Consider the following 12,581-nt stretch of genomic DNA (forward strand, 5'->3'; position numbering starts at 1 on the left):
CCGCGAAATCACAAGCGTGTGATTCGACGACGAAGGCCCCGGTCCGTGGACCGGGGCCTTCGGGCGCTTCGACGAGCTCAGCGACCCAGCGTGGGGACGCTCAGCGACCCAGTATGGGGACGCTCAGGCCTCGCTCATGGCCTGCTTGACCTGCTGGCCCTTCGCGGCATAGTAGGCCGCGCGAGCGGCGTCCTTGCGGGCCTGCTCGGCGTAGCCGAACTCGAGCACGTCCTGCGGGACCTCGACGTTCGGGACGTCGTCGGTGCCGTGGTACTTCTCGATGTAGGCGTCGAGCTCAGGACCGGAGGTCCACGAGGTGATGAGGCAGTAGCGTGGGTCGGTGCCGTTGTGCGTAGCCGCGTGCCACAGACGCTGGGTGTCGACGATGAGCTGCGCACCGGCCGGCAGGGCGATGCGGTACTCGATGCTGGGGTCCGTGCGGTTCTCCCGCAGGACGAAGTAGCTGTCCTTGTCGTCCGTCAGGTTGAAGAACCCGCGGACGACCCAGCCGGTGCCGTCCGGGTTCAGGCGGTTGTTGTCGTCCTGGTGGAGGTTGTAGAGGCAGTCGCCGTACGGGGTCGGCTGCAGCTCGATGACGCGGCAGCGGCCGACGTTCGCACCGGGCTCCTGCGCACGACGGGTGAGGTTCGGGGCCTTGGCGGTCTGCTCGTCGATCCAGACGCCGTCCTTGTCGGTGCGCGGCGGCTTGTGGTTCCAGAAGCCGTTGCACTCGATGTCGCCGAAGGCGCTGGCGAGGGGCGCGAACCGGGTGTCGCCCGAGGACTTCCAGTCGACGTACTCGATGTCGAGCCACTCCTTGGGGTCGGCCTCCTGGTCGTAGCTGTCGAGGACGACGAAGCCCTTCTCCTCCAGCGCTGCGGACTTGATGTATCCCATGATCGAGTCATGTTCCTTTCATCGGGGGCCAGCACGTTTTAACAGGCCCTGATAAGGCAAGGCTAACAGCGGGACCTGGCGCTCCCCCGGAGGGTCGCCGTGGATAAGCGAATAGACTGGGCGGGGCACCCGGCGCGTCCGTGGCGCCTGTCGCTACGGGAGGACGAGACACCAGCATGAGCACCGCGACCAACGTCGAGGCGACGGCAGTCAACACGATCGAATGGCTCGCGGCGGGACGCACGACCATCGTCGTCCCGGTCTACCAGCGGCAGTACCGCTGGGACATCGGCGGCTGCGAGCGGCTCCTCTCCGATGTCAGGGCGGTGGCCGCGGAAGACGACGCGCATCGCCATTTCATCGGTTCGATCCTCTCCGCCGAGGACGGCTCCGGTCCGGACGCCGACCTCATCCTCATCGACGGGCAGCAGCGTCTCACCACGCTCATGCTCCTCGTCGCCGCGCTGCATCACTCGGTGCGTGACCGCGATCCGGAGCTCGCCGCCGACCTCGCCCGCGTGCTGGTCCGCCCCGACGATCCCGAGCGCACGAAGCTCCGTCCGCACGACGCCTGGGCCGATCTCTACGAGTCGGTCGTGCTCGACCGCCGGGACGACGTCGACCGCGAATCGCGCTTCGACGACAACTACGCGTTCTTCCGCAGCCAGATCCATGCCGACGAGGTGCCGTTCATCTGGCAGGGGCTGCAGCGCCTGGAGCACGTCTCGATCACGCTCGGCGCCCAGGCCAACGCGCAGCAGATCTTCGAGAGCCTGAACTCCACCGGCGAGCCGCTGCGGGATCACGAGCTGATCCACAACTACATCCTCATGGGGCTGAACCACGCCGAGCAGATGGATGTGGAAGCGCGGTTCTGGCTGCCGATCGAGCAGCACACGGGCGAGGCGATCGGCGCGTTCTGGCGCCACTACCTTGTGCTCGTGACGGGGCGTGAGGTGGCGGCGAACGGCGAGCACGGCGTGTACAGCGCCTTCCGCCAGTCGTTCCCGCGCGTCGACGTCGCCCACCTCCAGGCCGACGCCGAGACGTGGCGGCATTATGCGGAGATCTACGGCATCCTCCTCGACCCGACGAAGGAGCAGGACCCGGAGATCGCGCGGCAGCTGCGGTACGTGAACACGTTCGGACGCTCCTCCTCCCCGCTGGTCATGAGCGCCTACAGCGATCACGCGCGTGGCCTCATCGACCGGAGTCAGCTCCTCGAGACGCTCGAGTGGCTGCAGGCGATGTTCCTTCGTCGCGCGCTCGTGAACCTTCCCGCCGAACGCCTGATCGCCCGTCTCTGCCGTGCCCGTCGCGACGGACACGACGCCCTCGCCCGCGCCATCGCGCGCATCACCCCGTCGGACGAGCGGGTCAGCGCCGTGCTCAAATACAGCGAGCTGCCGTATCCGGCCTACGTGCTCGGCCGGCTCGAGGGCGTCGACGACCTGGACGGCTTCGACGTCGAGCACGTCGTGCCCGTCGTGCCCGGCGACGCTTGGTCCGGCGACGGCGTGCGTCCCTGGAGCGAGTACTCCGAGGACGAGCAGAACAGCCACCGCGCCCTCGCACCCACCCTCGGCAACCTCACGCTCCTGGAACAGGGGCTGACGGAGCGGGTGTTCGGCGCTTCCTTCCCCGCCAAACGCGATGAGGCCTACGCCCGCAGCGCGGTGCCGGCCACCCGCGCCCTCGCCGCGGAGGAATCCTGGGGCACGGCGGCCATCACCGCACGAACGGTGGCGCTGACGGCCGACCTCGTCCGCGTGTGGGCACGGCCCGCGCTGCCCGAGATCGACGACGACGGCCTCACGCCGATCCTCGACGCCGTGCGCCGCCGCGGCTGGCCCGCGGGGTGGGAGCGCGAGTTCGACTACGTGGAGTACCGGGGCGAGCGGTGGGAGGTCTACGACGTCAAGCACCTCTTCAACCGCGTGTTCCGTCGCGCCTGGACCGACACGACCGAGGCCGCTCTGGCGTACTGCGCGACCCACGGCGGCCCGATCTACCGCGACAAGGCGTGGAAGGGGCAGTGGGACGACCTCGATGACGCGCACTTTCTCTACATGGGCTGGGACTCGAACTACATGATGACAGCCGTCCAGGGTGTCCTCGACGAGTCCGGCATCGCCGCCGAGGTCTTCGTGAAGTACTCCTACATCGGGAATGTGATGTGACCATGACCACTGTCATCCGCCGCCGCCTGCTCGACCTCGCCGTCGAGGAGCACACGCTCACGGTCCCCCTCGCCTGGGACGACCCGGCAGACACCCGCACGATCGACGTGTTCGCCCGCGTCGTCGCACGGGAGGGAGGCGAGGCGCTCCCCTACCTGGTCTTCCTGCAGGGCGGGCCGGGCCACGAGGCGCCGCGCCCCTTCCACTCCTCCGCGGCACCGGCGTGGCTGGATCAGGCCCTCGCGCACTATCGGCTCGTGCTCCTGGACCAGCGCGGCACCGGCCTCTCCTCCCCCGTCGGCGACGGCGACCTCGCGCAGGGCGCCGAAGCCGTCGCCGAGCATCTGACGCACCTGCGTGCCGATGCCATCGTGCGCGACTGCGAGGCACTGCGGGAGCATCTGGGGGCATCGACCTGGAGCGTCCTCGGGCAGTCCTTCGGCGGGTTCACGACGCTGGCCTACTTGTCCACCCACGCGGATTCCCTCGATGATGTCTTCATCACCGGCGGTCTCAGCACGGTCGAGCGCGATCCGGACGAGGTGTACGCGCTCTGCTACGACAAGATGCGCACGGCCTCCGAGCGGTATTACCGGCGCTTCCCGGAGCACCGCGACGTCATGCGACGCCTGATCGATCTCGCGGACGCCGGTGAGCTCGTCCTTCCCAACGGCGAGGTCGTGTCGCGTTCCCGCCTGCGCTCCGTCGGCTCCGCTCTCGGCACCGACGACGGCTGGCAGACGGTCTGGTCCTTGCTGGAGCGGGATCCCGCGTCCAACGCCTTCCGGCACGACCTCCAGCACGCCATGCCCTTCGGCGGCCGCAACCCGCTGTACTACGCCTTCCACGAGTCGAGCTATGCCAACGGACACACCACGCGGTGGTCCGCCGAGCGCGTCGAGCCGACCGATTTCCGCGACGATCCGACGCTCTTCACGGGCGAGCACATCCGCCGCGAGTGGGCCGACACCGTCCCGGCGCTGCAGCCCTGGCGGGAGGTGACGTCGATCCTGGCGGAGCACCCCTGGCCGCGGATCTACGACACGGCCGCCCTCGCCGCCTCCGGGGCGACGGGCGCGGCCGCCGTGTACGTGAACGACGTGTACGTGCCCCTGGAGTTCTCACTGGAGACCGCCCGTCTCCTCCCCGGTGTGACACCCTGGGTGACGAGCGAGCACGAGCACAACGGCCTGCGGACGGGGCCCGTGCTGGAGCGGCTGATCGACCTCGCCCACGGACGCCGCCTCCGCTGACCTCCGCCCCGCGACGGGTGCCACCGCCGCGCTCCGCGATCTATCCGGCGCACGGCCCCGGCGCCGACCCCCGGAGATCCGCCGGGCCGTATCGAGCGCGGACGCATCGTCATCGACGTCTGAGCGACTCGTCCACCCCGGACATGACGAAGGCCCCGCACTCGGAGGAGTACGGGGCCTTCGTGGGCGGTCTTACTTGGAGGAGCCGCCGAAGCCCTTGAAGCGCTGGTTGAACTTCTCGACGCGGCCGGCCGAGTCCATGATGCGCTGCTTGCCCGTGTAGAAGGGGTGCGAGGCCGAGGAGATCTCGACGTCGATCACCGGGTACTCCACGCCGTCCAGCTCGATCGTCTTGTCGCTCGTGACGGTGGAGCGGGTGAGGAAGGTCTCGCCCGAACCCAGGTCGCGGAACACGACAGCCTTGTACTCGGGGTGAATGTCAGTCTTCATGGGATTCCTTTGTTGCTGCCCTGGATTGTGCCAGGGACGAGGGAAGTCTGTGGTGCCGAACGCACCAAGGATCGATTCTACCAGTACTTCGACAAGCTCAGTAACCCATCGGAACCGAGGTCAGTAACCCATCGGAACCGAGGTCAGTAACCCATCGGAACCGAGCTCAGTAACCCACGAGAGGGCCGAGGTCAGGAGGCGGCGCGGGCGGAGTAGCGCCCGTCCTCGCTGCTGAGCGCGATCGGCATACCGAAGGTCTCGCCGAGGGCGTCCGCGGTGAGCGTCTCCGCGATCGGGCCCGCGGCGACCACGGCGCCGTCGCGGATCAGCAGCACGTGCGTGAACCCGACGGGGATCTCCTCGACGTGGTGGGTGACCATGAGCATCGCGGGCGTCGTCGGCGCCGACGCATAGCCGCCGAGCAGAGCCAGCAGCTCCTCGCGCGACCCGAGGTCGAGCGAGGCCGTCGGCTCGTCGAGCAGCAGGAGCTCCGGGTCCGTCATGACCGCCCGGGCGATCTGCACGCGCTTCTGCTCACCGTCGCTCAGCGTGCCGAAGGTGCGGTCGGCGAGGTGCGCGAGACGCCAGTCGCCCAGCACGCGCAGCGCACGCCGCTCATCGATGTCCTCGTAGCTCTCGTTCCAGCGCCCGAGCACGGAGTACGCCGCCGTGAGGACGGTGTTGAGCACCGTCTCGTCACGCGGGATGCGCTTGGCCATGGCCGACGACGCGAACCCGATCCGCGGACGGATCTCGAAGACGTCCGCGCGTCCGAGTGTCTCGCCGAGAACGGTGACCGTGCCCGAGGTGGGGTGCATCAGCGTGTCCGCGAGCTGCAGCAGGGTCGTCTTCCCCGCACCGTTCGGCCCGAGGATCACCCATCGCTGATCGTCAGAGACCTGCCAGGTCACGTGATCGATGATGTTGCGCCCCTCTCGGCGCACGACGACGTCGGTGAACTCCAGAGCGATCGGCATACCGAAAGCCTATCGGCTCAGGCGGACAGCTCTGCGTAGAGCGCGCGGGTCTCGTCGGCGATCGCGCCCCAGCTGAACTGCGTGCGGGCCCGCTCCCGACCGGCCTCCCCGTACTCCCGCGCCCGCGCCGGATCCGTGGCGACCTCGGTGAGGACTGCCGCGAGATCGGCGACGAAGCGGTCGGGGTCGGTCGGTGTGCCCGTGCCGTCCTGCACCTGCTCGATGGGGACCAGGCGGCCCGTCGCACCGTCGTCGACGACCTCGGGGATGCCGCCGGTCGCGGTTCCCACGACGGCCGCTCCGCAGGCCATGGCCTCGAGGTTCACGATCCCGAGCGGCTCGTAGACGGAGGGGCAGACGAAGGTGGTCGCCGCGGCCAGGATCGCCGACAGCTCGTCCCGGGGCAGCATCCGCTCGATCCACACCACGCCCTCTCGGGTCTGCTGCAGCAGCCGCACCCCCTCCTGGACCTCCGCCATGATCTCCGGCGTGTCCGGAGCACCGGCGCAGAGGATGAGCTGGACCTCGGGCGGCAGCAGCCGTGCCGCCTGCAGAAGGTAGGGCAGCCCCTTCTGCCGTGTGATGCGTCCGACGAAGACCACCGAGGGGCGGTCAGGATCCATACCGATCGAGGAGAGGAAGGCCGGATCCTGCACCGGACGCCAGCGCTCCACATCGATCCCGTTGTGGATCACCCGGACCCGCGCGGGGTCGACCTGCGGATAGCTGCGGAGGATGTCCGCGCGCATGCCGGCGCTCACGGCGATCACCGCGGCGGCGTTCTCGTAGGCGAGCTTCTCGATGCCGCTCGACACGGCGTAGCCGCCCCCGAGCTGCTCGGCCTTCCACGGCCGCAGCGGCTCGAGGCTGTGCGCCGTGAGCACGTGCGGGATCCCATGGAGCTGGGAGGCGAGGTGTCCGGCGAAGTTGGCGTACCAGGTATGGCTGTGCACGACGTCGGCGCCCGCGATGGCCGACACGATCTCCAGGTCCGTCCCGAGTGTCTGCAGCGCGGGGTTGGCAGCGGAGAGGCTCTCGGGAGCGCGGTAGGCGAAGGTGCCCTCCTCGTCGCGCGGCGCGCCGAACGCACGCACCGTCACATCGATGTCCCGACGCAGTGCGGAGACGAGTTCGGCGACGTGCACACCTGCGCCTCCGTAGATCTCCGGCGGATACTCCTTGGTGATCATCTCGACTCGCATGCCTAGACGCTATCGAGCGGGTTGTCCAGATGCTAGTTCCCCGCGCCGAACGGGATCTATGGTGGACCCATGTCCGCTCCAAAGAAGGTCTTCGGGATCATCCTCGCTGGCGGCGAGGGCAAGCGACTCATGCCGCTGACGGCCGACCGCGCAAAACCTGCCGTCCCGTTCGGCGGCCAGTACCGCCTGATCGACTTCGCCATCTCGAACCTCATCAACTCCGGGCTGAGACAGATCGTCGTCCTGACCCAGTACAAGTCGCACAGCCTCGACCGGCACATCTCGCAGACGTGGCGGATGTCGGCGCTGCTCGACTCGTACGTCGCCTCGGTCCCGGCCCAGCAGCGGCTCGGCAAGCGGTGGTTCTCCGGATCCGCCGACGCGATCCTGCAGAGCATGAATCTGATCAACGACGAGAAGCCCGACATCGTCGTCGTGATCGGCGCCGACCACGTCTATCGGATGGACTTCCGGCAGATGCTTGAGGCGCACATCGAGTCCGGCGCGAAGGCGACGGTTGCCGGCATCCGTCAGCCGCTCGCTCTGGCGTCTCAGTTCGGGGTCATCGACGCCGATCCGGAATCCGGACGGATCCGGCAGTTTCTGGAGAAGCCGACCGACGCCACGGGTCTCGCGGACTCCCCGCACGAGGTCCTGGCCTCGATGGGCAACTACATCTTCGACACCGACGCCCTCATCGCGGCCGTCGAGGCCGACGGGGAGCTGCCCACGTCGAGCCACGACATGGGCGGCGACATCGTCCCGTACTTCGTCGACCGCGGCGAAGCCGGCTACTACGACATGAAGCAGAACGAGGTCCCTGGATCGTCGCCGCGCGACCGCTCCTACTGGCGCGACGTGGGGACGATCGACTCGTTCTTCGACGCGCACCGGGACCTGATCTCGACGCTCCCAATCTTCAACCTCTACAACATGGAGTGGCCGATCCACTCGCAAGCGGTCAACTCCCCGCCGGCGAAGTTCGTCCGCGACTCGGTGGGGCGGATCGGCAACGCCATCGACTCGATCGTGTCGCTGGGCTCGGTGCTGTCCGGCACGCACCTCGAACGCAGCGTCGTGGGCCCGTGGACGCTCGCCGGCGGCGGCTCGACCATCACGGACTCCGTGGTGTTCGATCACGTCCACGTCGGTCAGGGTGCCCGCGTGCACCGCGCGATCCTCGACAAGAACGTCGTCCTCGCCGACGGCGCCACGGTCGGCGTCGACCGCGAACGGGATCTCGCCCGCGGGTTCACGGTCACGGAGTCGGGGATCACGGTCGTCGGCAAGGGTGTGTTCATCGAACGCTGACGCGTCATGCGGCACGGGCTCCGGTCCCCCGGTCGCTAGGCTCGGGGGGTGACCACCGCGCGATTCCTCGTCGTCCTCGATGCCGATTCCACGCTCATCCGGAACGAGGTGATCGAGCTCCTCGCCGAGGAGGCCGGCCGTCGCGCCGAGGTGCAGGCGGCCACGGAAGCCGCGATGCGCGGGGAGATCGACTTCGCGACCAGCCTCCGCTCCCGGGTGGCTGCCCTCGCGGGCGTTCCCGTCGAGGCGTTCGCCCGCGTTCGCGCCCGCGTCGAGCCGACTCCGGGCGTCCGCGACCTCACCGCCGCCGTGCACGCACGGGGCGGCGTCGTCGGCGTCGTCTCCGGCGGGTTCCACGAGATCCTCGACGACGTCGCGCCGGGACTCGGCGTGGACCAGTGGCGCGCGAACCGCCTCGAGGTCGCCGACGGCGCGCTCACGGGGCGGGTGGACGGTGACATCGTCGACGGCGCGGCCAAGGCCTTCTGGCTGCGCACCTGGGCCGAGGAACTCGGCGTGGCGCCGCACGCGACCATCGCGATCGGCGACGGCGCCAACGACCTCCCGATGATGGCGGTCGCCGGCCTGGGGCTCGCCTTCAACGCCAAGCCCGCCGTCCGCGAGTCCGCGAGCCTGGTCATCGGCCCGGTCGACCTCGGAACGGTCATCCCGCTCCTCCCCTGACCCTGGCCGATGTCCGGGGCCGGGTCTACGGTCGGGTCATGGACATCATCCTCATCCCCGGCCTCTGGCTCGACGCCTCCAGCTGGGACGACGTCGTGCCTGCCCTCGAGCGCGCCGGGCATCGCCCTCGTCCGCTGACCATGCCCGGGCTCGACGCGTCTGCGGAGACGGCGGCGGGTGTCGGGATCGACGACTGGGTCGCCGCCGCGGTCGCCGCCGTCGATGCGGCGGAGGGCCACGTGGTGGTCGTCGGGCACAGCGGCGGAGGCAACGTCGCCTGGGGCGTCGCCGACGCGCGACCGGACCGCGTGACCCGGGTCGTCTTCGTCGACACCGTGCCGCCGCCCCCTGGTTCGGGCATCAGCGAGTTCCCGGTGCAGGACGGCGTCGTCCCGTTCCCGGGCTGGGGATTCTTCCCCGACGAGGACGTGCACGATCTGGACGACGAGACTCGTGCGAGGACGGCCCCGCTCACGCACAGCGTCCCCGCGCGGGTGCCGACGGATGAGCTCGCTCTGCACGACCCGGCACGGTACCGCATCCCGGTCACCCTGCTGATGGGAGGGTTGGATCAAGACGCCTTCGACGCGGTGATCAGCCAGTGGGGTCCGTACGCCGAGGAGTATCGGGCGATCGGCGACGCCGAGGTCGTCCGGATCGGCTCCGGACACTGGCCGCAGTTCTCGACGCCCGAGCGTCTCGCGGAGCTCCTCGTGCGCGCGATCGATCGCTGACGAGGACTGCGGGGGTCAGTGCCCCATGCCGAGACCACCGTCGACCGGGATGACGGCGCCCGAGATGTAGCCGGCGTCGTCGCTCGCCAGCCAGGTCACGACGCCCGCGACCTCATCCGGCGTCGCGAAACGCCCGGCGGGGATGTTCGCCTTGTACTGCTTCTGCGTCTCCTCGGGGAGTTCCGCCGTCATGTCGGTCTCGATGAAGCCGGGGGCCACCACGTTGGCGGTGATGCCGCGTCCGCCGAGCTCGCGCGTGAGCGAGCGGGCGAAACCGACCAGCGCGCTCTTGGAGGCGGCGTAGTTCGTCTGCCCCGCGGAGCCGTAGAGGCCCACGACGCTGGAGATGAGGATGACACGTCCGAACCGCGCTCGCAGCATCGCCTTCGACGCACGCTTGACGACGCGGAAGGTACCGCCGAGGTTTGTGGCCACGACGCTGTCGAAGTCATCCTCGCTCATACGCATGAGCAGGGTGTCCTTGGTGATGCCCGCGTTGGCGACGACGATCTCCACCGGACCCAGCTGCTGCTCCACCTCGGTGAAGGCCGCGTCAAGAGCGGCGGCGTCCGTGACGTCGGCGCGCACCGTCAGGGTGCCCTCCGGACCCTCTCCGCTGCGAGCGGTCACCGCCACCCGGTAACCCTCCCGCACGAAGCGCTCGGCGATGGCGCGGCCGATGCCGCGGTTGCCTCCGGTGACGAGGACGACGCGCTCCGCGCTCATGGGACACTCCTGGGTCTGGGGTCGAGGGCCGGGGTTCCGGACCGTGATCGATCCTAGCGACGTTGCCGTGCCGCCTTCACGACGGTCGTTTGACAGACCGGGAGCCTCCTGGGACTCTGAGGGCGACGAAAGGCACCAGCGTGAGCGATCCCCGTATCTCCGGTTCGTCCGGCGAGCAGCCCCCGGCCTTCCCCCCGGCTCCCGGTTCCGCCCCGGCATACCCGGGGTTCCCCCCGGCACCGCCGGCGAACGCCGCCACGCAGCCGTCTTCGGCGCCTCCGCAGTACTCGGCGCCTCAGCAATACGCGGCCCCTCAGCAGTACGCGTCCCCGCAGCCGTATGGAGCCGCGCCTGCGCGGCCGTCCAGCGGACTCGCGATCACCTCCCTCGTCTGCGGCATCGCCGGTGTCGTGCTGTTCTGGGCGATCGTGCCGATGCTCGCCTCGATCGCGGCCGTGATCACCGGTCACATGGCGCTCGGACAGATCCGTCGCACTCCCGGTCTCGGCGGCCGCGGCATGGCGATCGCCGGGCTCATCCTCGGCTACGTCATGATCGGCGTGCTGATTTTCACCATCGTCTCGACGATCATCGGCCTCGTCGTCTTCGGCGCCTTCACCCTGCCGTTCGTCTTCGCGAGCTGACGTCTCGCCCGGGCACGCCGATGTCGCCACGGCGGCGTAGGCTGGAACCATCGTGAAGAACGCACGTCGAGTCCCGGCCGTCACCTCACTGCCGCAGTCCCCGCGGGATGAGGGAGACCATCGTGTGCGCCGGTATGCCCTGACGATGACGATCCGCATCGTCTGCTTCGGGCTGATGTTCTTCGTGCAGCCGTTCGGCTGGTGGACCTGGGTGTTCGCGCTGGCCGCCGCCGTGCTCCCGTACATCGCCGTCGTCTTCGCGAACGCCGGCAGCGACAGCACGGAGACCGCCGCCGAGTCGCCGATGCGCGAGATCGACGCGCCGCCCGCACCATCGCTCGCTCCGGAGACCGCCCCCGACGTCATCACCATCCGCGAAGGCCGCACCGACCGATGAGCGCGCTCATCTGCTCGCGCGCCGGCTGCCGGAGCGCGGCCACGAGGCAGGTCGTCTGGCGCAACCCGCGTATCCACGCCGCCGACCGCGAGAAGATCTGGTTGGCGTGCGATGAGCACGTCGGCTTCCTCCACGACTACCTGGCCGCGCGGGACTTCCCGGTGACGGTGCGAGACGGGGTGCCCTCCTCATGAGCAACCGCCTGACCCGCTGGGGCGTGTACGTCCTCATCGCCATCGGATTCGCGATCGCCTGCGTCTTCCTCTCCAACTGGCAGTTCGAGAGGAACGAATCCCGCGCCGAGCAGATCGCGCTGGTGGAGCAGAACTACGACGCCCCGGCCGTCCCCCTCGCCGACGTGGTCGCCGAGGACGAGCTCGACCCCGCGGACGAATGGCGCCCCGTCACGCTGCAGGGCGAGTACCTCGCCGACGAGCAGCTCCTGGTCCGCAACCGTCCCCACGGCGGAACGAGCGCGTTCGAGGTGCTGGTCCCCTTCCGCGACACGGACGGTCGTGTGCTCATCGTCGACCGCGGCTGGGTGGCACCGGGCGAGGGCGAGCTCCCGGACGCTGTCCCCTCTCCACCGTCTGGCGAGGTCACGGTGACCGTCCGCCTGCGCCCCGGCGAGCCGCTTCCCGGGTCCGGACGCGGGGCTCCGGAGGGCCAGGTGCCCACGATCCACCTCCCGTCCATCGCCGACCTCGTCGGCGACGAGGTGATCACCGGTACGTACGGACGCCTGGTCGAGGAGCAGCCCGCCGCCGAGACGGCGCTGGGCGGCTTCGAGTCCCCCACCGACGACCCGGGTCCGCACCTGTCCTATGCGATCCAGTGGATCCTGTTCGCCATCATGGGCTTCATCTTCATCGGGTACATCATCCGCACGGAGATCGTGAAGCACCGCGAAGAGGTCGAGGGGAAGCCGGCACCGGTGAAGGCACCGAAACGCCGCGACCGCGACGCGGACGCCGAGGACGAACTGCTCGACGCCCGGTGACGCACCCGCCGAGCGTCACGCGACCGCGAGAATGCGCCGGACGCTGCGCTGCCCGGCACCCTTTCGATCCCGGACGGCCCACCCTGCCGCTGCAGGATCGGAAACGGGCCCTTCGGACCGTCGGGA

Annotated in this window: 14 protein-coding genes; 9 read left to right on the top strand and 5 right to left on the bottom strand. The window is 69.4% G+C overall.

What is annotated here, in order from left to right; all coding sequences use genetic code 11:
* Nucleotides 1-123: 123 nt before the first annotated feature.
* The gene (locus CJ226_RS15050; RefSeq protein ID WP_025103622.1) at nt 124-897 is read right to left on the bottom strand and encodes a hypothetical protein; all 774 of its coding nucleotides are present in this window, start codon (nt 895-897) and stop codon (nt 124-126) included.
* Between the two features lie 176 nt (nt 898-1,073).
* On the opposite strand from CJ226_RS15050, the gene CJ226_RS15055 reads away from it, so the two are divergent.
* Nucleotides 1,074-3,077: a DUF262 domain-containing protein gene (locus CJ226_RS15055; RefSeq protein ID WP_102209696.1), complete on the top strand. Its 2,004-nt coding sequence runs from the start codon at nt 1,074-1,076 to the stop codon at nt 3,075-3,077.
* Nucleotides 3,074-4,330, top strand: a complete 1,257-nt coding sequence (locus tag CJ226_RS15060; protein ID WP_219719968.1) for an alpha/beta fold hydrolase — start codon at nt 3,074-3,076, stop codon at nt 4,328-4,330. The genes CJ226_RS15055 and CJ226_RS15060 overlap by 4 nt, the downstream gene beginning before the upstream one ends.
* Nucleotides 4,331-4,522: 192 nt before the next feature.
* Here the strand turns inward: CJ226_RS15060 and CJ226_RS15065 are convergent, their stop codons facing one another.
* The 3 genes from CJ226_RS15065 to glgA form a co-directional block, all read right to left on the bottom strand.
* Nucleotides 4,523-4,780 carry a type B 50S ribosomal protein L31 gene (locus CJ226_RS15065; RefSeq protein WP_025103626.1) on the bottom strand — a complete coding sequence of 86 codons (258 nt, stop codon included), beginning with the start codon at nt 4,778-4,780 and terminating at the stop codon, nt 4,523-4,525.
* Nucleotides 4,781-4,971: 191 nt separating this feature from the next.
* Nucleotides 4,972-5,757 carry an ABC transporter ATP-binding protein gene (locus CJ226_RS15070; RefSeq protein WP_025103627.1) on the bottom strand — a complete coding sequence of 262 codons (786 nt, stop codon included), beginning with the start codon at nt 5,755-5,757 and terminating at the stop codon, nt 4,972-4,974.
* A gap of 17 nt (nt 5,758-5,774) precedes the next feature.
* The gene (gene glgA / locus CJ226_RS15075; protein WP_102209698.1) at nt 5,775-6,959 is read right to left on the bottom strand and encodes a glycogen synthase; all 1,185 of its coding nucleotides are present in this window, start codon (nt 6,957-6,959) and stop codon (nt 5,775-5,777) included.
* Between the two features lie 69 nt (nt 6,960-7,028).
* Here glgA and CJ226_RS15080 point away from each other — a divergent pair, with 69 nt between their 5' ends.
* From CJ226_RS15080 to CJ226_RS15090, 3 genes are read left to right on the top strand one after another with little or no spacing between them, the layout of a single operon-like run.
* Nucleotides 7,029-8,270, top strand: a complete 1,242-nt coding sequence (locus tag CJ226_RS15080; RefSeq protein WP_062634342.1) for a glucose-1-phosphate adenylyltransferase — start codon at nt 7,029-7,031, stop codon at nt 8,268-8,270.
* Between the two features lie 48 nt (nt 8,271-8,318).
* Nucleotides 8,319-8,954: a phosphoserine phosphatase SerB gene (gene serB, locus CJ226_RS15085; protein WP_102209699.1), complete on the top strand. Its 636-nt coding sequence runs from the start codon at nt 8,319-8,321 to the stop codon at nt 8,952-8,954.
* 38 nt (nt 8,955-8,992) lie between these two features.
* Nucleotides 8,993-9,688, top strand: a complete 696-nt coding sequence (locus tag CJ226_RS15090; RefSeq protein WP_102209700.1) for an alpha/beta fold hydrolase — start codon at nt 8,993-8,995, stop codon at nt 9,686-9,688.
* A 15-nt stretch (nt 9,689-9,703) separates the two neighbouring features.
* On the opposite strand, the gene CJ226_RS15095 is transcribed toward CJ226_RS15090, so the two are convergent.
* Nucleotides 9,704-10,414 (bottom strand): beta-ketoacyl-ACP reductase, encoded by a 711-nt coding sequence (locus tag CJ226_RS15095; protein WP_025103632.1) that lies wholly within the window; start codon nt 10,412-10,414, stop codon nt 9,704-9,706.
* Between the two features lie 140 nt (nt 10,415-10,554).
* Here CJ226_RS15095 and CJ226_RS15100 point away from each other — a divergent pair, with 140 nt between their 5' ends.
* The 4 genes from CJ226_RS15100 to CJ226_RS15115 are packed head-to-tail and all read left to right on the top strand — an operon-like array spanning nt 10,555 to nt 12,455.
* Nucleotides 10,555-11,058 (top strand): DUF4190 domain-containing protein, encoded by a 504-nt coding sequence (locus tag CJ226_RS15100; RefSeq protein WP_180964616.1) that lies wholly within the window; start codon nt 10,555-10,557, stop codon nt 11,056-11,058.
* Between the two features lie 52 nt (nt 11,059-11,110).
* Nucleotides 11,111-11,455 carry a DUF3099 domain-containing protein gene (locus CJ226_RS15105; RefSeq protein WP_025103634.1) on the top strand — a complete coding sequence of 115 codons (345 nt, stop codon included), beginning with the start codon at nt 11,111-11,113 and terminating at the stop codon, nt 11,453-11,455.
* Nucleotides 11,452-11,649, top strand: coding sequence for a hypothetical protein (locus tag CJ226_RS15110; RefSeq protein WP_062634334.1), 198 nt, complete (start codon nt 11,452-11,454; stop codon nt 11,647-11,649). Before CJ226_RS15105 ends, CJ226_RS15110 begins: the two co-directional genes overlap by 4 nt.
* On the top strand, nt 11,646-12,455 hold the full coding sequence (locus CJ226_RS15115; protein ID WP_062634332.1) for an SURF1 family protein: 810 nt from the start codon (nt 11,646-11,648) through the stop codon (nt 12,453-12,455). Before CJ226_RS15110 ends, CJ226_RS15115 begins: the two co-directional genes overlap by 4 nt.
* Nucleotides 12,456-12,581: the final 126 nt, after the last annotated feature.

The sequence above is a fragment of the Microbacterium sp. UMB0228 genome (assembly GCF_002871415.1).
Taxonomy (GTDB): Bacteria; Actinomycetota; Actinomycetes; order Actinomycetales; family Microbacteriaceae; genus Microbacterium.

Coding starts and splice junctions, on each gene's coding strand:
- CJ226_RS15050 (WP_025103622.1), bottom strand. CDS start 897: ATGGGATACATCAAGTCCGCAGCGCTGGAGGAGAAGGGCTTCGTCGTC.
- CJ226_RS15055 (WP_102209696.1), top strand. CDS start 1,074: ATGAGCACCGCGACCAACGTCGAGGCGACGGCAGTCAACACGATCGAA.
- CJ226_RS15065 (WP_025103626.1), bottom strand. CDS start 4,780: ATGAAGACTGACATTCACCCCGAGTACAAGGCTGTCGTGTTCCGCGAC.
- CJ226_RS15070 (WP_025103627.1), bottom strand. CDS start 5,757: ATGCCGATCGCTCTGGAGTTCACCGACGTCGTCGTGCGCCGAGAGGGG.
- glgA (WP_102209698.1), bottom strand. CDS start 6,959: ATGCGAGTCGAGATGATCACCAAGGAGTATCCGCCGGAGATCTACGGA.
- CJ226_RS15080 (WP_062634342.1), top strand. CDS start 7,029: ATGTCCGCTCCAAAGAAGGTCTTCGGGATCATCCTCGCTGGCGGCGAG.
- CJ226_RS15090 (WP_102209700.1), top strand. CDS start 8,993: ATGGACATCATCCTCATCCCCGGCCTCTGGCTCGACGCCTCCAGCTGG.
- CJ226_RS15095 (WP_025103632.1), bottom strand. CDS start 10,414: ATGAGCGCGGAGCGCGTCGTCCTCGTCACCGGAGGCAACCGCGGCATC.
- CJ226_RS15110 (WP_062634334.1), top strand. CDS start 11,452: ATGAGCGCGCTCATCTGCTCGCGCGCCGGCTGCCGGAGCGCGGCCACG.
- CJ226_RS15115 (WP_062634332.1), top strand. CDS start 11,646: ATGAGCAACCGCCTGACCCGCTGGGGCGTGTACGTCCTCATCGCCATC.